Annotated in this window: 12 protein-coding genes; 7 read left to right on the top strand and 5 right to left on the bottom strand. The window is 71.9% G+C overall.

From position 1 onward, the window contains the following. Positions 1 to 154: 154 nt before the first annotated feature. From WME90_RS27760 to ribA, 5 genes are all read left to right on the top strand, one after another. Complete coding sequence (locus tag WME90_RS27760) at positions 155 to 1,534, top strand: efflux RND transporter periplasmic adaptor subunit (protein WP_437275027.1); 1,380 nt, start codon at positions 155 to 157, stop codon at positions 1,532 to 1,534. After that, positions 1,531 to 4,785 carry an efflux RND transporter permease subunit gene (locus WME90_RS27755; protein WP_437275026.1) on the top strand — a complete coding sequence of 1,085 codons (3,255 nt, stop codon included), beginning with the start codon at positions 1,531 to 1,533 and terminating at the stop codon, positions 4,783 to 4,785. The genes WME90_RS27760 and WME90_RS27755 overlap by 4 nt, the downstream gene beginning before the upstream one ends. A gap of 495 nt (positions 4,786 to 5,280) precedes the next feature. Next, positions 5,281 to 5,640: a VOC family protein gene (locus WME90_RS27750; RefSeq protein WP_437275025.1), complete on the top strand. Its 360-nt coding sequence runs from the start codon at positions 5,281 to 5,283 to the stop codon at positions 5,638 to 5,640. A 433-nt stretch (positions 5,641 to 6,073) separates the two neighbouring features. After that, the gene (locus WME90_RS27745) at positions 6,074 to 7,876 is read left to right on the top strand and encodes an acyl-CoA dehydrogenase (protein WP_437275024.1); all 1,803 of its coding nucleotides are present in this window, start codon (positions 6,074 to 6,076) and stop codon (positions 7,874 to 7,876) included. 290 nt (positions 7,877 to 8,166) lie between these two features. Continuing rightward, a complete protein-coding gene (gene ribA, locus WME90_RS27740) occupies positions 8,167 to 8,844 on the top strand; it encodes a GTP cyclohydrolase II (RefSeq protein ID WP_437275023.1) in 678 nt (225 codons plus the stop codon). Between the two features lie 27 nt (positions 8,845 to 8,871). On the opposite strand, the gene WME90_RS27735 is transcribed toward ribA, so the two are convergent. The 4 genes from WME90_RS27735 to glmU all read right to left on the bottom strand — a co-directional run bounded on the left by WME90_RS27735 (position 8,872) and on the right by glmU (position 12,075). Beyond that, complete coding sequence (locus WME90_RS27735) at positions 8,872 to 9,675, bottom strand: family 1 encapsulin nanocompartment shell protein (RefSeq protein ID WP_437275022.1); 804 nt, start codon at positions 9,673 to 9,675, stop codon at positions 8,872 to 8,874. Between the two features lie 2 nt (positions 9,676 to 9,677). After that, a complete protein-coding gene (locus WME90_RS27730) occupies positions 9,678 to 10,061 on the bottom strand; it encodes an encapsulin-associated ferritin-like protein (protein WP_437275021.1) in 384 nt (127 codons plus the stop codon). An 18-nt stretch (positions 10,062 to 10,079) separates the two neighbouring features. Next, the gene (locus WME90_RS27725; protein ID WP_437275020.1) at positions 10,080 to 10,259 is read right to left on the bottom strand and encodes an FmdB family zinc ribbon protein; all 180 of its coding nucleotides are present in this window, start codon (positions 10,257 to 10,259) and stop codon (positions 10,080 to 10,082) included. 394 nt (positions 10,260 to 10,653) lie between these two features. Continuing rightward, entirely contained in the window at positions 10,654 to 12,075 is a 1,422-nt protein-coding gene (gene glmU / locus WME90_RS27720; protein ID WP_437275019.1) for a bifunctional UDP-N-acetylglucosamine diphosphorylase/glucosamine-1-phosphate N-acetyltransferase GlmU, read from the bottom strand. 167 nt (positions 12,076 to 12,242) lie between these two features. Here glmU and WME90_RS27715 point away from each other — a divergent pair, with 167 nt between their 5' ends. Together WME90_RS27715 and WME90_RS27710 are read left to right on the top strand one after the other, a co-directional pair. Then, on the top strand, positions 12,243 to 16,109 hold the full coding sequence (locus WME90_RS27715; protein ID WP_437275018.1) for a hypothetical protein: 3,867 nt from the start codon (positions 12,243 to 12,245) through the stop codon (positions 16,107 to 16,109). Positions 16,110 to 16,114: 5 nt separating this feature from the next. Continuing rightward, a complete protein-coding gene (locus WME90_RS27710; RefSeq protein ID WP_437275017.1) occupies positions 16,115 to 17,611 on the top strand; it encodes an OmpP1/FadL family transporter in 1,497 nt (498 codons plus the stop codon). Here the strand turns inward: WME90_RS27710 and WME90_RS27705 are convergent. Continuing rightward, entirely contained in the window at positions 17,577 to 18,074 is a 498-nt protein-coding gene (locus WME90_RS27705; RefSeq protein ID WP_437275016.1) for a host attachment protein, read from the bottom strand. The two genes, WME90_RS27710 and WME90_RS27705, sit on opposite strands and share 35 nt — an antisense overlap. Between the last annotated feature and the right edge of the window lie 161 nt (positions 18,075 to 18,235).

The following is an 18,235-nucleotide window of genomic DNA, read 5'->3' as shown; positions in this document are numbered from 1 at the left end:
CCGGCCGCGCGCAGGCCCCGCCCCGCAAGCCCGCCGCGCGCAGGCCCGGCCGCGCGCACGCCCCGCTGCGCAGCCTGTGGCCGGTGTGACGCTGCCCGGTCACCCTCGCTCGGGCCCGCGCACAGCGGCGCAAGTTGCGCTAAGCCTGCACTAGATGGTGCTCCAACCGATTCGCTTGGCCGCGCTCGCCCTGGTGGCGGGGCTTGTCTTCCTCGGATCTCCGGCCTGCAAGAAGGGCGGGGAGGCCTCGCCCGAGCAGGGGCGCAAGCCCGCGAAGCAGGGGCTCAGCTTCCCGGTCGAGGTCGTGCCCGTCGCGGCGGAGCGGGTCGAATACGCCGTATCGGCCGTCGGCGCGGTCGAGGCGTTCGAGCAGGTGCAGCTCACCGCGCGCGTCGCCGGCGTCGTCGAGGCGGTGCGGTTCATGGAGGGCGCCGAGGTCAAGGCAGGGCAGGTGCTCGTCGAGATCGACCCGGCCCGGTACAACCTCGCCGTCCGCGCGGCGCGCGCGACGCTCGAGCGGATGACCGCCACCCAGGCCGAGGCCGCCTCGGGGCTCGAGCGGCGCGAGGCCGAGGGCGCCGAGGGCGTCTTCAGCAAGGAAGACGTCGCGTCCTGGCGGTCGAGGGCGGCGACGACCGCCGCGCAGGTCGCGGAGGCGAAGGTCGCGGTCGATCAGGCGCTCCTGAACCTGCGCGACGCCTACGTGCGCGCCCCGATCGAGGGGAAGATCCAGACGCGCACCGTGCAGACCGGCCAGCACGTGCCCGTCGGCACCGTGCTCGCGACGCTCCTGCGCCGCGACCCGCTCCTGCTCCGCTTCCAGATCCCCGCCGCCGACGCCCTGCGTGTCAGGCCCGACATGGAGGCGCGCTTCACCGTGAAGGGCGACGCGCGGACCTACAGCGCCAAGCTGACGCACGTCGCGGACGCGGCGGATCCGGCGACGCGCATGGTCGCCGTGACCGGCGAGGTGCAGGGCGAGGGCAAGGAGCTGCTGCGCCCCGGCACCTTCGCCGAGGTGACCGTGCCCGTGGGCGCGAGCGGCGACGCTCCCGTCATCCCACTCACGTCCGTGCGACCGAGCGAGCGAGGGTTCCTAGCCTACGTGGTCGACGGCACCACCGCGCACGAGCGCGTGCTCTCGCTGGGGCTGCGCACGCCCGACGGGCGGGTGGAGGTCAAGTCGGGGCTCTCCGCGGGAGAGCTCCTCGTGGTGCGCGGCGCGGAGGCGCTGCGCGAGGGGGCGCAGGTCCGCATCGCGCCGCCGGGCAGCGTGCCCGGAAGCAAGGCCGCGGGGCACACCGAGGGGAGCACGGACGCGGGCGCGACGTCGCCCGCATCCCCGGGCAGCGCGTCGCCGTCCACGTCCGCGGCCGGCGCATCAGCGCCTGCACCCCCGGCCGGCGCGTCACCGCCGGCCTCCTCAGCCGGCGCGTCACCGCCTGCACCCCCGGCGGGCGCGTCACCGCCGGCCTCCTCGGCCGGCGCGTCGCCGGCGACCTCTCCCGCCAGCTCGAAGCGGAGCGTGCCGTGAGCCTCACCGAAGCCTGCCTCAGGAAGCCGGTCTTCGCCTGGATGCTGATGGCCGCGACCATCGTCTTCGGCCTCGTCGCCGTGTCGCGCATCGGCATCAGCCAGTTCCCCGACGTCGACTTCCCCACCATCACCATCTCCGCGACGCTGGAGGGCGCCGCCCCCGAGATCATGGAGCACGACGTTGTCGAGCCGCTCGAGGAGGCGGCCGTCCAGGTCGAGGGGATCCGATCGATCACGTCGACGTCGCGCCAGGGGAGCGCCTCTGTGACCATCGAGCTCGACCTGTCGCGCGACGTCGACGTCGCGCTCCAGGACGTGCAGACGAAGATCTCCCAGGCGCAGCGGCGGCTGCCGCTCGACCTCGATCCGCCCGTCGTCTCGAAGACGAACCCGGAGGATCAGCCGATCATGTGGGTCGGGCTCTCCGGCCCCTTCTCTCCCCAGCTCGTCGCCGACATCGCGCGTTACCGGCTGAAGGAGAAGCTCCAGACGGTGCCCGGCGTCGGAGAGCTCACGCTCGGCGGCTACCTCGAGCGCAACGTCCGCATCTGGATCGACGCCGATCGCCTCGCCGAGAAGGGGCTCACCGTCGCCGACGTCACCGAGGCCCTGCGCCGCCAGCACATCGAGCTCCCCGCCGGCCGCATCGAGACCCAAGGGCGGGAGCTCAACGTGCGGGTGATGGGGGAGGCCCTCGATCTCGCGACCTTCAAGAGGATCGTCCTCCGCGAGGGCAACCCCGGCGCCGCCGCTCAGCCGGGCGGCGCCGCTCCGCCGGGCGGCGCGGCCCAAACGGCGGGGCCGCCGTCGTCGGCGCGCGCCACGGTGTACCTGGAGGACGTCGCGCTCGTCGAGGACGGCTTCGAGGACGTCCGCCGGCTCGCCCGGGTGAACGGCGAGCCGGCCCAGGGCCTCGGCGTGAGGAAGCAGCGGGGCTCGAACGCGGTCGAGGTCGCCCGTGGGGTCCGGGCCGCGCTTGCGGAGGTCCAGAAGTCCCTGCCCGAGGGGATGGAGGTCGGCGTGAACTTCGACTCGACGAAGTTCATCGAGGAGTCGGTCCACGAGATCGAGCTCGAGCTCGGCATGGCCATCGCGCTCACGGCCCTCGTCTGCTGGATGTTCCTCGGCTCGCTCTCGAGCACGATCAACGTCGTCCTGGCCATCCCGATGTCGCTGCTCGGCACGGTCGCAGCGATCTACTTCCTCGGCTTCACGCTGAACACCTTCACGCTGCTCGGGCTCTCGCTCGCCGTGGGCATCGTCGTCGACGACGCGATCATGGTGCTCGAGAACATCCACCGGCACGCCGAAGGGGGGAAGGACCGCGTCCGCGCCGCCCGCGAGGGCACGGCCGAGATCACCTTCGCGGCGCTCGCCGCGACGCTGGCCGTCGTCGCGATCTTCCTCCCGATCATCTTCATGGAGGGGGTGGTCGGCCGGTTCTTCCTCCAGTTCGGCGTGACCCTCTGCATCGCCGTGCTCCTCTCGTACCTCGAGGCGATCACCCTCGCGCCCGCCCGCTGCGCGCAGATCCTCGACGTCTCCCGCGAGGGCCGGGGCCGCCTCGGGCAGCGCGTCGACCGCGGCTTCGAGGCGCTCTCCCGCGGCTATGGCTGGCTGCTCGCCCGGGCGCTCCGGTTCCCGGTCGCGGTGGTGCTGCTCGGCGCGATCCTCTTCGCGGGCGCGATCGTCGCCATGCAGCGGCTCCCGACGGAGTTCGTCCCGTCGCAGGACCAGGGGCGGCTCCTTGTCCGCCTGCAGACGGCGGTCGGCTCGGACATCGAGGAGACCGACCGGCTCTTCCGCCGCGCCGAGGCGGCGGTGAGCGCGAGCCCGGCGGTGGAGCGGGTCTTCGCCGTGGTCGGCGGCTTCGGCGGAGGGGGCGGCGTGAACACGGGCATCCTGTTCGTCACGATGAAGCCGGCGGACGAGCGGTCGCTCTCGCAGGCCGATCTCCAGGGCGTGCTCCGCAAGGAGCTGAACGGCTACCCCGGCCTGCGCGCCGTGGTCCAGGACCTCTCGCAGTCGGGCTTCACGGCGCAGCGCGGGTTTCCTGTCGAGTTCTCGATCCGCGGCCCCGACTGGGACGAGCTCACGAAGCACAGCGAGCGCATCCGGTCCGAGCTCGCGCAGAGCGGCGTCGTCGTGGATCTCGACTCCGACTACCAGCTCGGCATGCCCGAGCTCCGCATCGTACCCGACCGGGCGCGCGCGGCGGATCTCGGGGTGAGCGTCGAGGCCATCGCGACGACGCTGAACACGCTGATCGGCGGCGGGCGCGTCGCCAAGTACAACGACAACGGGCGCCGCATCGACGTCCGCGCGCGCCTGCTGGCGGAGCAGCGGAGCCGGCCCGAGGATCTCGCGCGCATCCAGGTGCGGAGCGCGTCGGGCGCGCTGGTCCCGCTGACGTCGGTCGTCACGTACGAGGAGCGCCCCGCGCTCCAGGCGATCACGCGCCGCGACCGCGAGCGTGCGATCTCGGTCTTCGGCAACGTCGCGCCGGGGCGCTCGCAGGGCGAGGCGGTGGCCCGCGTCGAGGAGCTCGGCCGGGATCTGCCGGCCGGCTACCGCCTTGTGCTGGGCGGCGCGAGCGTGACGTTCCGCGAGTCGATGGGGGGCCTCCTCTTCGCGCTGGTGCTCGGGATCCTCGTCGCTTACATGGTGCTCGCGTCGCAGTTCAACTCGTTCCTGCACCCGGTCACGGTGCTGACGATCCTGCCGCTGTCGATCGCGGGCGCTGCGTTTGCGCTGCTGCTGACGGGGCACACGCTCAACATCTTCAGCATGATCGGGATCCTCCTGCTCATGGGGATCGTGAAGAAGAACTCGATCATCCTTGTGGATCACGCGATCGAGGTGAGGCGCGACGGCGGACACACGGCCCACGAGGGCGCGGATCGCGAAGGCGCGGATGGCGATGGGGCAGGGGAGGCGATCGACGCGCGCGGGGCGATGCTCCGCGCCGGCCCGGTGCGGCTACGGCCGATCCTGATGACCTCGATCGCGACGCTGATGGCGGCGGTCCCATCGGCGCTGGCGCTCGGCCCCGGCGCCGAGATCCGGGCCCCGATGGCCGCGGCGGTGATCGGCGGTCTGGTCGTCTCGACGGCGCTGAGCCTCCTCGTGGTGCCGGCGTTCTACGTGGTCGCGGACGACGTGCAGGGGCGCGTGGCGCGGTTCCGGGCGAGGCGCCGCGAGCACCACGCGCCCGCCGGACCGGCGCACCCGGCCGCTCCCGAGCGCTAGGGCCGGTCGTTGGATGTGCGGCCAGCCGAGGGCTCGGGCACCCGCGACGATAGCGGCGAGTCGCGGAGTGTCGCCTCGAGCGCGCGGCGCAGCGGCGGAGGCCCGCGACGCTGTAGCGGTTATGGCTCTGCCCGGGAAGCAGGGCTTGGGGATAGGCGGCTAAGCAGCAACGGTCTATCTCCGCATATGCGCAGGTAGGCCGCGAACGCCGCGGCCTACCTCCGGGAATGAAGGATAGACTCTGAGGAGATGCAGCTCGTCCGAGGGAATACAAAGATGAGCCGCAGCGGCTCGCGGCCTACATGCTGGACCGTGGAGATAGGCCGTGCTTCACAGTTAACTGCGACGTTGGGCGGACCAGGAGGGGCGAAGACTGCGGCCGAAGTGCTCTCCTGACGGTTGACGGATGCGGTCCAACAAAGCGATGAATAAGGTGGGCTTCGCCCGCTGATTATCGCCAGGGCGTTAGGACTGCGCACCAACATCAGAGCGAACATGGCAACCCGCAAAGAAAACTGCATTGATTTCGTCGAGTTCCCGGCCAAGTCCGTTGCCGGACTCACACGGTCCAAACGATTTTTTGCTGAGGCTTTCGGTTGGTCCTACCAGGACTGGAGCCACAACTACGCCGACACGACCAGCAGTGGCCTGGGTAGCGGCCTCAACGCAGACCCAGAGCATCGTCCGAGTAAGCCGTTGGTGGTCATCTACACCTCCGACCTCGATGCCACGCGCGCCAGGGTGGTTACGGCCGGCGGCGAGGTTACGCGCGACATATTTTCGTTTCCAGGCGGGCGACGGTTTCATTTCAAGGACCCAAGCGGCAATGAGTTGGCCGCATGGTCGGACAAATAAGCCCCCGCAGGCCTAACAGTTCATTCAAGCCGACGCCGCTTCGCGGCGCGGCTCAATTCAGGCGTTGGGCCGGAGTGCCATGGAGCTGCCGGGTCCACCTCCGGATGACGACGAGTCGCACCTTGGCTGACGATGGGTTCCCGCCGGAGGACGACGAGCTGCACCTCGGCTGACGATAGGTTCCCGCCGGCTGACGGTGGCACCCGGCCGGCCGACGACGGGGGCCTCTCCGGCTGACGATGGCACCCGGCCGGCTGACGACGGGTTCCTCCCCGGCTGACGACGCCCTCCGCCGCGACGCCGGCGGCTTCGCCGCGCCGTCGCGATCCCCCGGCGCGCGTCTCCGCACGGTCGCCGGACCCACGGCCGACACAAGCCCTCGACATCCCGCTCCCTCGGCGCCTAGCTTGCGCCAAGGCCGGCGAGAGACACGATGACCGCTCCCCAGAACCCGCTGCTCAACGACCGCGACGTCGAGTTCCTCCTCTACGAGGTGCTCGACGCGCCGCGCCTCTGCGAGCTCCCCTATTTCGCCGATCACTCGCGCGACACGTTCGACCTCTACCTCCAGAGCTGCCGGCGGTTCGCGCGGGAGGTGCTGTTCCCGACCTACAGGCCGGTCGATGAGGCGCCGCCGCGCTTCCAGGGGGGCGCCGTCACGGTGCACCCCGCGCTCAAGCAGGTCTTCCGGCCGATGGTCGAGCTCGGGGTGCTCACCGCGGCGCGGCCGGCCGAGGTGGGGGGCCAGCAGCTGCCGCTCGTCGTCGCCACGCTCGCCGGCGTCTACCTCCAGGCGGCCAACCTGAGCGCGTGCGGCTACCTCGGCCTGACGGTCGGCGCGGCCCACCTCATCGAGACGTTCGGCGACGACGCCCTGCGGTCCACCTTCATGACCCGGATGTACGCCGGCGAGTGGACCGGGACGATGGCGCTCACCGAGCCCCAGGCCGGATCGAGCCTGGCCGACGTCCAGGCGAGCGCGGTGAGGACCGACGCGGGCCACTACCTCGTCCGCGGGTCGAAGATCTTCATCTCCGGCGGCGATCACGACCTCACCGAGAACATCGTCCACCTCACGCTCGCGCGCATCGAGGGCGCGCCTCGGGGCGTCAAGGGCGTGAGCCTGTTCGCCGTCCCCAAGCGGCGGATCGAGGGCGGACAGCTCGTCCCGAACGACGTCGAGGTCGCCGGCATGATCCACAAGATCGGCTGGCGCGGCATCCCCAGCCTGTCGCTCAGCTTCGGCGAGAACGGAGACTGCCACGGCTACCTCGTGGGCAGCCCCCACCAGGGCGTCTCCTGCATGTTCCAGATGATGAACGAGGCCCGGATCCAGGTGGGCGCCAACGCCGCGGCGACCGCCTCGGCGGCCTACCACGAGGCGCTCGCCTATGCGCTCGTCCGGCCGCAGGGCCGGCCGCTCGGCGCGAAGGACCCGGGCGCGCCGCAGGTGCCGATCATCGAGCACGCCGACGTGCGCCGGATGCTGCTCCGGCAGAAGGCCATCGTGGAGGGCAGCCTCGCGCTCATCTCCACGACCGCGCTGTACGCCGATCGCGCGGCGCACGCCGCGGACGCGGCGGAGCGGGAGCGCGCGCAGCGGCTCCTCGACCTGCTCACCCCCGTCGCCAAGACCTTCCCCGCCGAGAAGGGCTTCGAGTCGAACGCCCTCGCGGTCCAGGTCCACGGGGGCTACGGCTACTCGAGCGAGTACCTCCCGGAAGCATGGCTCCGCGATCAGAAGCTCAACTCGATCCACGAGGGCACGACGGGGATCCAGGGCCTCGATCTCCTCGGCCGGAAGGTCGTGGCCGGAAACGGCGCCGCGCTCATCGCGCTGGGCGGCGAGATCCAGCAGACGATGGGCCGGGCGCAGCGGGCCGGCGTCGAGCCCGCGTGGTGCGAGCGCCTCGGCGCGGCGATCGCGCTGCTCGGCGACGTGACGGTGCACCTCGCCGAGGCGGGGATGCGCGGCGATGCCGAGCGGATGCTGCGGCACAGCGCCGACTACATGGAGCTCGTCTCCGTGGTCGTGGTGGCCTGGCAATGGCTCGCGATGGCCGCGGCCGCCCGGGAAGGGCTCGCCAGGGGCTCCGCTCCGGCCGGCTTCTACGAAGGCAAGCTCTGCGCGGCGCAGTACTGGCTCTCGACGGAGCTGCCCCGGGTCGAGGCGCTCGCCGCGCTCTGCCGCTCCGGCGAGGACTCGTACGCCAGGATGCAACCCGGCTGGTTCTGAGGCGCGCGCGGCGGCCTCCGGCCTCTCCGGCGCCCCGACGGTCCGCCGGCGCCTCGATGGTTGGTTGGCTCACCGCCGATGCCCCGTCGCCCCGGCGCCGAAGCTGATCGGCTGCTGCGGGTATGTCCTTGGAGCAACAACTTGGAGAGCTTACCTTGTTCCTGCCAGGTGCTTACGCTACCTGATTGACGCCACCTTCAGGGGTGGCCGGACAAGGGCAGGGTAGCGGGCAACCCAGGCGCGCTCCTTGCTTGACACGCGACCCAGATTTCCTCCACCAGGAGAGCGAGATGCACGTCCCGACGACGGCGATCCGGCCTCAGCTCGATATTCGCGCCCAGGCGCCCGTGCCCACGAAGCACGGCGTCTTTCAGATGTTGGTGTTCCACTTCGGTGGGGCGACGAGCCCCGACCAGGGGCTATCGCCCGATCACGTTGCGCTCGTCATGGGCGACGTGCGCGGCAAGTCGGACGTGACGCTGCGCGTCCACTCCGAGTGCCTCACGAGCGAGGTGTTCGGCTCCCTCAAGTGCGACTGCCGCGAGCAGCTCGAGGCGGCCCAGGCCGAGATCGGGCGCCGTGGGCTCGGCGTCGTGCTCTACCTGCGGCAGGAGGGGCGCGGCATCGGGCTCGCCAACAAGATCCGGGCGTACCAGCTCCAGGCGTTCGGCCACGACACGGTCGACGCGAACCGCATCCTCGGGCTGCCCGACGACGCCCGCGGCTACGAGCCCGCGGCCGCGATGATCGAGCACCTCGGCATCGAGTCGATCCGGCTGCTCACGAACAACCCGGACAAGATCGAGGCGCTCCGAGCGCTCGGCGTCCGGATCGCGTCGCGCTCGGCGGCCATCGTCCCGGCCAACCCGTTCTCCGCGCCCTACCTCGAGGCGAAGCGCCTCCGGATGGGCCACGCCATCCCGTCGCTCCGCGACGGCGAGAGCGCCGCGGTCGGCGACGCGGAGTAGCCGCATCGCGCTCCGGTGGTGTGGTGTTCAGCCTCGCCGCAGCGCCACCGCCGCGGCGCGCTCGAGCACGCGGAAGGTGAAGCTCTCGGTGAGGAAGAGCTCGACGATCTGTCTGTCGTGCCCGTCGTAGCCGATGGATAGATCCTCCCCGACGGTCAGCTCGAAGTCGCCGCCTCGCGTGCTCAGGAGCACGCCGCCTTCGAGCGCGGGCGCCCACACGATCGGCCCGTCGATGAGCTGGCGCTCGATGTGCTTGCGGAGCGGATAGCCGTCCTCCGCGGCCGCGGCCACCTCGTCGTACGCCCTTGCGCCGAGCGCGAGCGCATAGGGACCGTCGACCCCCGCGGCGCGGAGCACCTCTTTCGCCTCCACCACGGCGCGCGGCCACGCCTCTGGCGCGGGGATTCCAACGGGCTTGTGCGGCGCGACCTCCAGGATCCCTTCGATCCCGGCGGCCGCGAGCCCGTTGAAGATGGCGCCGTCCTCGAAGCGCGCGGCGTGCTCGGCGGCGCGCACGACGTCCTCGATGTTGGGCTCCTGCGCGCCGCGCCCGACGGCGTCGAGCTCGGCGAGATCGAGGCGGATGGGCGCGCGGAGCTCGACGAGCGGCCGCACGAGGCGGACGCCGGCGCTCACCGAGGACGCCTCCTTCCGCTCGATCGGGCGCACGCGGCCCGTGTTGACGGCGCCGTATTCCCAGCCGAACGGACCGCGGAAGTCGACGAGCTTGCGGCCCGCGAGGTGCAGCTTGAGCACGCGCGTCGCCTCGTGATCGATGAGGTCCCACGCGGCGGGGAGGATGGGAGCGAGCTCCCGCTTGCGCAGATCCATGATCATGTCCCCTTCAGGCTCCCGATGCCGAGCGCGCCGCTCGGCGCCATGGCGCCGGCCTTCGCCGTGGCGCCGAGCTTCGCCGCCTCCTCGGCCGCTTCCACCTCGGTGATCGGCCCCTGGCTGTTCAGATAGATGTCGATCTTCTCCTGGAAGACGCGATCATTCCGCCGGAGCCACTCGAGGTTCATCATCGCGTGCTCCACCTCCTCCTCGAGGTGGTGGAGCAGCACGGCGCGGAGCTCCGCGTCCGTGCACGCCTCGGCGCGCTGCTGGTACCAGTCGATCGCCTCGAGCTCCTCGATCAACGAGACGATCGCGCGGTGCCGTTCCTTTGTCGCCTCCGACAGGAGCTCCGGCAGCTCGTGGTAGTTCTCGCTCGACACGTCGCGGTGCCCCTCCGCCTAGGCGCTCTTTCGCGCCGTTTGCACCTGGAACGCCACGATCTCCGGCTCGACGTTCGAGCCGCCGCAGGCCGTGCACCGGACCGTGTGCTCCCGCTTCTGGCGCTCGAACTCGGAGAGCGACGCGATCACCTCGAACTCGGCGCTGCAGTCGTTGCACTTGAACTCGTACGTCGGCATGGAGCTCCTGTCTTGCAAATGTGAACTGAATCACATACGCAGGCACAAGCGAGATCCGTGCCCTCCCAGGATTCGAGCCGATCCAGCGCGCAGCCGGGCGAGCACGGGCGCCGTCGGCGGCGCGCGAAAGTGCCCCTGTGCGGTCGCTGTCGGGGCCGAACCGCAGCGGCGGCCGGGGGCTCGGGCCGGAGCGCCGGTGCGCTCGCCGCGTGTCTCCGTCGCTGGAAGGTGTGACGTCGCCAGCTCGGCCGGTCGCCTCGCTGCCGTCCCCCACCGTGCGTGAACAGCACGGCGCCACGTCGACCTGGGTCGGGACCGCCGCTCGCGGTCCCGTGCGGTTCTCTTTTCGGGTTTCTCTGCGAGGACTTGGCGCGCTCAACGCGCGCCTGGCCCGCTACTTCTTCGCCGCGTCCTTCAGCCGCGCCTTCAGCCGCGTCGCGTAGCCTTCCTTGTTCTCCTGCTTCACCCGGCCGATCGCCAGCGCCTCGTCCGGCACGTCGCGGGTCACGGTCGTGCCCGTCGCCACGTAGGCGCCCGCGCCGATCTTCACCGGGGCCACGATCTGCGAGTCGCTGCCGATGAAGGCGCCGGCGCCGATCTCGGTCCGGTGCTTCCGGAAGCCGTCGTAGTTGCAGAAGATCGTCCCGGCGCCGACGTTCGCGCCCTCGCCGATGTCGCCGTCGCCGAGGTAGGCGAGGTGGTTCGCCTTGGCGCCCTTCCGGACCACGGTCTTCTTTGTCTCGACGAAGTTGCCGATGTGCGCGTCGGCCTCGATCTGGCTCTCCGGGCGGAGGTGCGAGAACGGCCCGATCTGCGCGCCGGCGCCGATCGACGACTGCGAGGCGACCGTGTACGGCTTCACCGAGGCGCCCGCCTCGACGACGACGTCCGTGAGGACCGAGCCCACGTCGATGCGCGCGCCCGCGCCCACGCGCGTCCCGCCCCGCAGGACCACGGCGTGCTCGATGACCGCGTCCGGCTCGACGGCCACGCCCGCGTCGACGCGGGCGCTCGTGCGGATCGTGACGCCGCTCTTGCGCAGCCGGTCGGCGATGCGGCCGTAGAGCACCTCCTCGGCGGCGGCCAGCTGCGCCCGGTCGTTGATGCCCACGAGCGAGCCGACGTCCCTGGCCACGACCGCCGCCGCGCCGCCGGCCTTCGCCGCCTGCGCGACGATGTCGGTCAGGTAGAGCTCTCCCTGCGCGTTGTCCGTCGTCAGCCCGGCCAGCGCGCGCCCGAGGAACGCGCTGCGGGCGAGGTAGACGCCGGGGTTCACCTCGGCGATCGCGCGCTCCTCGGGCGTCGCGTCCTTGTGCTCGCGGATGCCGATCACGCGGCCCGAGGCGTCGCGCAGGATCCTGCCGTATCCGGTCGGATCGGGGACCTGCGCGGTGAGCAGCGCCATCGGCGCGTCGCCCGCGCGGTCGAGCGCCCCGAGGAGCTGCGTGAGCTGCTCCGGATCGAGCAGCGGCGTGTCGCCGCACAGGATGAGGACCGCCTCGGAGGTCGCGTCGATCTGCGGCATGGCACAGCGCACCGCGTCGCCCGTGCCGCGCTGCTCGGGCTGGAGCGCGGTGCGGACCTTCTTCCCCCGGGCGCCGAACGCCCGGTCCAGGGTCGCGGAGACCTCGGCGCGGCCGTGGCCCACGACGACCACGACGTCCGAGGCGCCGGCGGCCAGCGCCGCGTCGACGACGTAGTGGAGCATCGGCCGACCGCAGAGCTCGTGGAGCACCTTCGGTCGGGCGCTCTTCATCCGAGTCCCTTGTCCGGCAGCGAGAACGACAGCGGTGAGCGGGGTGGGTTGGATCGCCATCGCTCCGCAGCCTATACCCACGAGACCGCCGCCGTCCCTGTCGCAGCGCAGTGACCCTGGAGAACGCGCGCTCCGGGGCCGCCTCCCGACGCCCCAGGAGGTACGAAGCCGCTACGCACCCGAGGTGGAATCGTATACCCTGGGGGTAACTGGGGGAGGTTGTCGTCATGCCCAGGCGTCCGCTGCGTTCCACGGCCGCTGTCGTGCTCCGCTTGGCCGCGCTCGCCGCGGCCTGCGGGGCGGTCGCTTCGTGTCACGAGCCGCTCGACACGACCCGCAAGGCGCCTCCCAGCGTGGTGGTAGGCCACGGCCTGGGCGACGACGTCTTCGGCATGCTCTGCGACCGCGTGGGCGCGTCGAGCCTCTACGAGGACCACACGGGCGCCTCGTACCAGCGCGTCTGTCACTACGACGTCGAGGGCCGGTACGAGGACGAGGTCGACACCTCGCTGCTCCCGCCGGTCTCCGGCGAGCGAGCGGAGCGGGCGCGCAGGCTCGGCGTGGCCAAGGTGGAGGCCATGGCGCGGTGGCGCGGCGACCTCGTGCGCGCCGTCAACGCCGCGGTGCCGGACGTCGAGATCGACAACGTCGCGCCCGGGGAGGGGGGCGGCAAGATCCGGCTGCACGACGCCGTCCTGAGCCTGTCGCAGACCCTGGCGCCGCTCTACGACACGAACCCCTTCGACGCGGCGGCGCCGGCGGTCCTGCCGGAGTCGACGCGGGGGATGGCGCGGCTGCTGGATGCGCTCATCCACGGCGGCGAGGACAACGCGGGCCGCTTGCAAGGCGAGCAGCGACGGCAGCGGGAGCGGGAGCCGATCGCCTGCGACCGGGCGGAGGAGCAGGACGAGCCCGTCTGCGCCCTCGCCAGCGTCTGGGGGCGCCAGGGCTACCGGCCGGCGGAGGTGGGGCTCGGCGTGGTGCGCGCCGCGCTCGGGTACACCGGCCTGCGCCCGATGACCGCGGCGGCGCTCGACGTGCTCGGCCCGGGGGGCCCGGGGGCGCCGGCGCTCCAGGCGCTGCTCGCGGCCGGCGAGCAGGGGCTGGCCACGCTGTCGCTGGAGGCGCGGGCGCCGCTCGCGATCGACGCCGCCACCGCGCAGCCGAGCCGCCCGCGCACGACCCTGGAGCTCGCCCAGGCGGCGCTGCTCGCCGAGGACCGCGAGCTCGCCTCGCCGCCGTCGAGCTTCATCGCCCGCCGCGATGGGCGCGGGTGGGTCCTCCCCCAGGGCGACGGCGTCCCCGCGCCGTTCGCCGACACGGACCGCGACGGCCTCGCCGACGTCGACGCGTCCGGCAGGTTCGTGGACCGGAGCGGCGCGCCGCTCGCGATCGAGCCGCCGTTCGCCGTCCCCGGCGTCACCTCGCCGCCGCGGGACGACTTCGGGCGCCTCTCGCCGGAGCTCTACGCCTACATCGACACCTCCCGCACCGTCCTCGGCGCGGCGCTGCGGGCGATCGTGCCGCTCGTCGACGGGACCCGGTACGCGGGCAAGGGCGATCCCGAGCCGTGGCGAACCGAGCACGAAGGGCTCATGTACGCGCTCGCCGGCGCGTACATGCTCTACGGCGACCGCGAGGAAGCCCGCTACGACTTCCGGCGCGACAGGATCGTACCGGCGGGCGAGCGGTGCGACGGCTGCCTGTCGTACCGCCGCTTCCGGGGCGAGGACTCGCCGCTCGCCGACATGGCGCACGCGCTCGGCCAGGTGCTCGCCGACAAGGACTCGGACGCCCTCCTCCTCACGCTCATCGATCTGCTCGAGAACCACGAGGCGGACCTCGCCCGCATGACCGGCGCGGCGCTGCGCATCCGCGGGATCGCCCGCGAGCACGACCGGCTGGCCGCCCAGGGCAAGGAGGCGCCCGCGCAGATCGACGGCGAGGCGCCGCTCTGGGACGAGCTCTCGGCGGCGCTCGGCAGGGCCGTCGAGCAGCCGGGGCTCGTGGCGCGCCTGATCGAGGCGCTCGGGAGCGACGCGCTCCTCGCCTCGCGCGGCCACGCGCGGCACGCGGGCGACGCGATCGCCGGGATGCTCACGACCCGCGATCGGTACGCGTACGACCCGAAGGACCTGAACGGCCCGGCGATCAACCTCACGGTCGGTGCGCCGACGATCGCCGAGCCGCGGACGCCTGTGGATCAGACGAAGCCGAAGATCGGCGACAACCGCTCGGGCATGGAGCGGCTGATGCAGCTCATGCACGACACCGCCGGCGTCAGGCAGTGCAACAAGGAGGGCGCGGTGGTCAGCGTCTTCGAGGTCACGGTGCCCTTCGTCGAGTACGCCGAGTGCGAGCTGTTCCAGATCGACAACCTGGCGGCCTTCTACCTCGACTCCCTCCTCCCGGAGGGGCACCCGAAGAAGGCAGTGCTCGAGGTCAAGCCCACGGTCCTCGCGCTCGCCGTGACGGACTCGATACTCGAGTCCTCGAGCGGCATCCACGGCCTGACGAGCCATCCCACCCCGGCCGCGCTGAACCGACTCATCTATTTCGGAGCCGACTCGGACAGGTTCCCGTCGCTGCAGGATCTGGATCCCTTCCGGACGTTATCGGACATGAACCTGACGACGAACCTGTTCATCTCGGGGACGCTCGAGCCGGCCGGCACGATCCATTGCCCGAGGAACGCGCTGGGCGTGAACGAGTGCAGCTCCCCCGAGAACCTGATCCGGGTGCGCCATCCGGGGACGGCCTTCTTGCTGGAGCAGCTCGGGCTCGGCGAGTACCTGAGCCCCATCGTGGCGGCGTTCGCCGAGGTCGCCCCGGACTCCACGGGGGAAGACCTCCTGATCGATCTCTTCAGCACGGCGTACCGTCACTGGCCGGGCAAGCAGCACGGGCCGGAGTGCGTCAAGGCCGGCTCGCCCAAGACCAACACGGCCTACTGCTCGGAGGCAGGGGCCAACTCGTACGAGCCGCTCATCGCCGACGCGCTCCGGGCCGACGACGTCCTCGCATCGTCGGTGGCGTTCGCCCGGATCGCGAGCGACCCGCTCGCGCCGGTGACGGTGCGGCGCGGCCCCGCGGCAGGTCAGACCTGGACGACGGCGGAGGCCATCGAGAAGCTCGCGCGGATCCTCTTCAGCACCCGCTACGCGGCCGGCGTGGGCATGGTCGACCGCTGGGGAAAGAGGAAGGCCACGTGGGTGGATGGTCGGGTCCAGGACCAGCTCACGGTGTTCACCCTCCTCGCCGACGCGCTGAACGCCATCGACGCTCGCTTCGCGCAGCGCCATGCGCCCGACGCCATCGAGCGAGAGGGCCAGTGGAAGCGCGGCGTGGACGAGCTCGTCGATGCGCTCCTCGCGGTCGAGGGGTCGGGGCCGGAGGCCCGGTTCAAGAACCGCGCGCTCCCGAGGATGGGCGCCCTCGTCCTGCGCGTCGTCCGGGAGCAGCTGAACGCCCACTGCCCCGATCGCGAGACGACGGGGCGGTGCGCCTGGGCGCAGAAGGAGCTCGGCGCGGCGGTGAGCGACCTCGTGAGCCACCCGCTGTTCGCCGCCTCCGTCGACGTCCTGGAAGCGGTCCGCGCGCACGAGCCGGCGCGGCGGGAGGTCGAGCGGTTCCTCACCTACCTGCTCGACGCGGACGCGGCCGGCCCACAGCTTGAGGCGCTGCTGGCGACGCTGGCCGACGGCCTCCAGCTCCTCGCCGACGACGACGCCTCGCGCCGGATCCTCCGGGTCGCGTCGACCGCGCTGACCCCGGCGGGGGGCGCCGGCGGCCCGGGCGCGGCCGACGCGGGGCTCAACGCGCTCAAGGCGCTGAACGACGATCGCTACGACAGGTACCACGCGATGGATCACGTGCTCCCCGCGCTCGTGGCGCCGATGGCGGACGGCCGGACGCCGATCGATGTGTTCCTCGACGCGTTCGCGGACGTGAACCGCACCGAGGCCGGGAGCGGCGCGCCGCTGACGGCGGAGGACTACCGGCAGCTGCTTGTCTCGGCCAGGGACTTCCTGACCGACGAGACCCGCGGCCTCGAGCAGATCTACGCCATCATCGAGCGCCGGGCGCGGGAGTGACCCCCGTGCAGAAGCCCACGATCCGCGCCGTGCTCTTCGTGGCGTCCGCCGCGGGGGCGCTCTTCCTGCCCGCGGGCGACGCCGGCGCCGCCGGGCTGTACTTCACCGATCGCGGCGTCCGCCCGTCGTCCCGCGGCGGCGCGTACATCGCCGGCGGCGACGATCTCGGGGCGATCGCCTACAACCCCGCGGGCGTCTACGAGGCCGGCGCCCAGGTCCTGCTCGACGTCGGGCTCTTCGAGTGGCGCAGCCGGCACACGCGCCAGGCGATCGTGCGGCAGGTCGATCCGAACACCGGCGAGCCGACGGGCGCGAGCTTCGTGCAAACGATGGATCCGGTCACCGGCAGCGCGCCGGTGCTGCCGATCCCCACGCTGGCGGCGTCGTTCAAGGTCGATCCGCGGTGGGTCGTGTGGGGCGGGGTTTGGGCGCCGTACGCGGCCCTCTCCAGCTATCCGGGGCAGGTGAACGGCACGCCGGCGCCCCAGCGCTACGCGCTGCTCACGCTCGAGGGCTCGGCGCTCGCGTTCCTCGGGGTCGGGGCGGCGTACGCGCCGTCGCCCGAGTGGCGTTTCGGCGCCGGGATCGGCGCGCTTGTCGGCACGTTCAACAGCCGGATGGTGGTCTCCGGCTGCCTCCCCGAGCGGATGTTCTGCGCGCCGGAAGATCCGGAGTGGGACATCCTCTCCGAGCTCAGCGTCGCGCCCATCGTGGCGCCGACGGGCCAGCTCGGGGCGCTCTTCGTCCCGACGCGGCGCTGGCGCGTCGGCCTGGCCCTGCAGCTGCCGGTCTGGGTGCGCGCGCCGGCCAAATTCAGGGCGCGGCTCCCCGCGGCGCCCGTCTTCGAGCGCGCCGTCCAGGAGGGCGAGGACGCCGACGTCGCGTTCGACCTGCCGTGGGTCCTCCGCGCCGGCGTGGAGGCGCGGGTCGGGGACGACCTGCGCGTCGAGCTCGGGGCCGGCGTCGAGGGCTGGGGCATGCACGACGACATCCTCGTCGAGCCCGACGGCGTGGTGCTCCGGAACGTGGCCGGCTTCCCCGAGGAGTTCCGCGTGCCGAAGGTCTCGTTCCCACGGCGGTTCAAGAGCTCGCTCTCGGCGAGGCTCGGGGGCGAATACTCCTTCGATCTCGCGGGCTTGCGGTGGGATCTGCGCGCCGGTGTGAGCCTCGAGCAGAGCGCCGTTCCGCCCGAGTACCTGTCGGTCCTCACGATCGACGCGACGAAGCTGACGACGGCGGCCGGCCTCGGCGTCCACCTTGGCCGGTTCCGCCTGGACGCGAGCTATGCACACGCCTTCGCAGCGGACGTGAGGGTCGATCCGAGGGACGCGCGGCTCCCGCAGGTGAGCCCGGTGCGGGCCAACCCGCCGGAGAGCCCGAACACCATCAACGGCGGAGCCTACAGCGCTCGAGCGAACGTCGTGGGGCTCGGTATCGCCTACACGTTCGAGGTGGCGGGGAGCGGCGCTATCCGGCCCGCAGCTCGCGCAGCCGCTCCGTGAGCCGGGGGCCGTCCAGCCAGCTCAGGTCCTTGTCCACGCTGGTCTCGATGTGATTACTCACCTGCTTGCTCACCGTGCCGCGGAGCAGGCCGAGGAAGTGCGGCGGCGCGACGAGCACCAGCGACTCGTAGGCGTGCTCGTTCAGCCCCTTCTCCAGCACCTCCGCGAGCTCTTGGGCGAACTTCTGCTTCTCGACCTCCTTGGGATCGGTGTCGGGGGCGGCGCCGGGGCGGCCAAGGTACTGCCCAGGGCCGCCGCCAACGGTGCCGTTCCCGCCGGAGGTGCCGTTCGGCTTGCGGCCGTGGGCATCGGCCATCAGATCCCGCACGCGCGCCCGGCTCTCGTCATGATTGTAGGACTCGAGCAGGGTGAAGCCCTTGCCCGCAGGCTCTTCGCGATAGAGCTGCGCGCGGCTTGCGTCGGAGACCAGGATCCATGTCTTCCGTGCTGCCTTTTTCGCCATAAGCCTCCACGGGGGAATCAACCCTTCCCTTTGTTTACGTTAAAGACCGATCCCACGTGGCGCAAGCGGCCAGAGAGCCAAGACCGACACGATTCAGTAGGATCGCACTCCGAGAGGCAGGCCGGAGCAGGCTCATCCACCTTTGCGCGGCCCGGATTCAT

Origin of the sequence: Sorangium sp. So ce375, assembly GCF_051473855.1 — a bacterium.
GTDB lineage: Bacteria > Myxococcota_A > Polyangia > Polyangiales > Polyangiaceae > Sorangium.
Note: the sequence above shows the minus strand (reverse complement) of the source record. Positions and strands in the feature narration are given on the sequence as shown.

What these genes read in the sequence shown, in the direction of transcription:
- glmU (WP_437275019.1), bottom strand. Translation starts at nt 12,075, where the DNA reads ATGGCGATCCAACCCACCCCGCTCACCGCTGTCGTTCTCGCTGCCGGA.
- WME90_RS27725 (WP_437275020.1), bottom strand. Translation starts at nt 10,259, where the DNA reads ATGCCGACGTACGAGTTCAAGTGCAACGACTGCAGCGCCGAGTTCGAG.
- WME90_RS27745 (WP_437275024.1), top strand. Translation starts at nt 6,074, where the DNA reads ATGACCGCTCCCCAGAACCCGCTGCTCAACGACCGCGACGTCGAGTTC.
- WME90_RS27750 (WP_437275025.1), top strand. Translation starts at nt 5,281, where the DNA reads ATGGCAACCCGCAAAGAAAACTGCATTGATTTCGTCGAGTTCCCGGCC.
- WME90_RS27705 (WP_437275016.1), bottom strand. Translation starts at nt 18,074, where the DNA reads ATGGCGAAAAAGGCAGCACGGAAGACATGGATCCTGGTCTCCGACGCA.
- WME90_RS27760 (WP_437275027.1), top strand. Translation starts at nt 155, where the DNA reads ATGGTGCTCCAACCGATTCGCTTGGCCGCGCTCGCCCTGGTGGCGGGG.
- ribA (WP_437275023.1), top strand. Translation starts at nt 8,167, where the DNA reads ATGCACGTCCCGACGACGGCGATCCGGCCTCAGCTCGATATTCGCGCC.
- WME90_RS27735 (WP_437275022.1), bottom strand. Translation starts at nt 9,675, where the DNA reads ATGGATCTGCGCAAGCGGGAGCTCGCTCCCATCCTCCCCGCCGCGTGG.
- WME90_RS27715 (WP_437275018.1), top strand. Translation starts at nt 12,243, where the DNA reads ATGCCCAGGCGTCCGCTGCGTTCCACGGCCGCTGTCGTGCTCCGCTTG.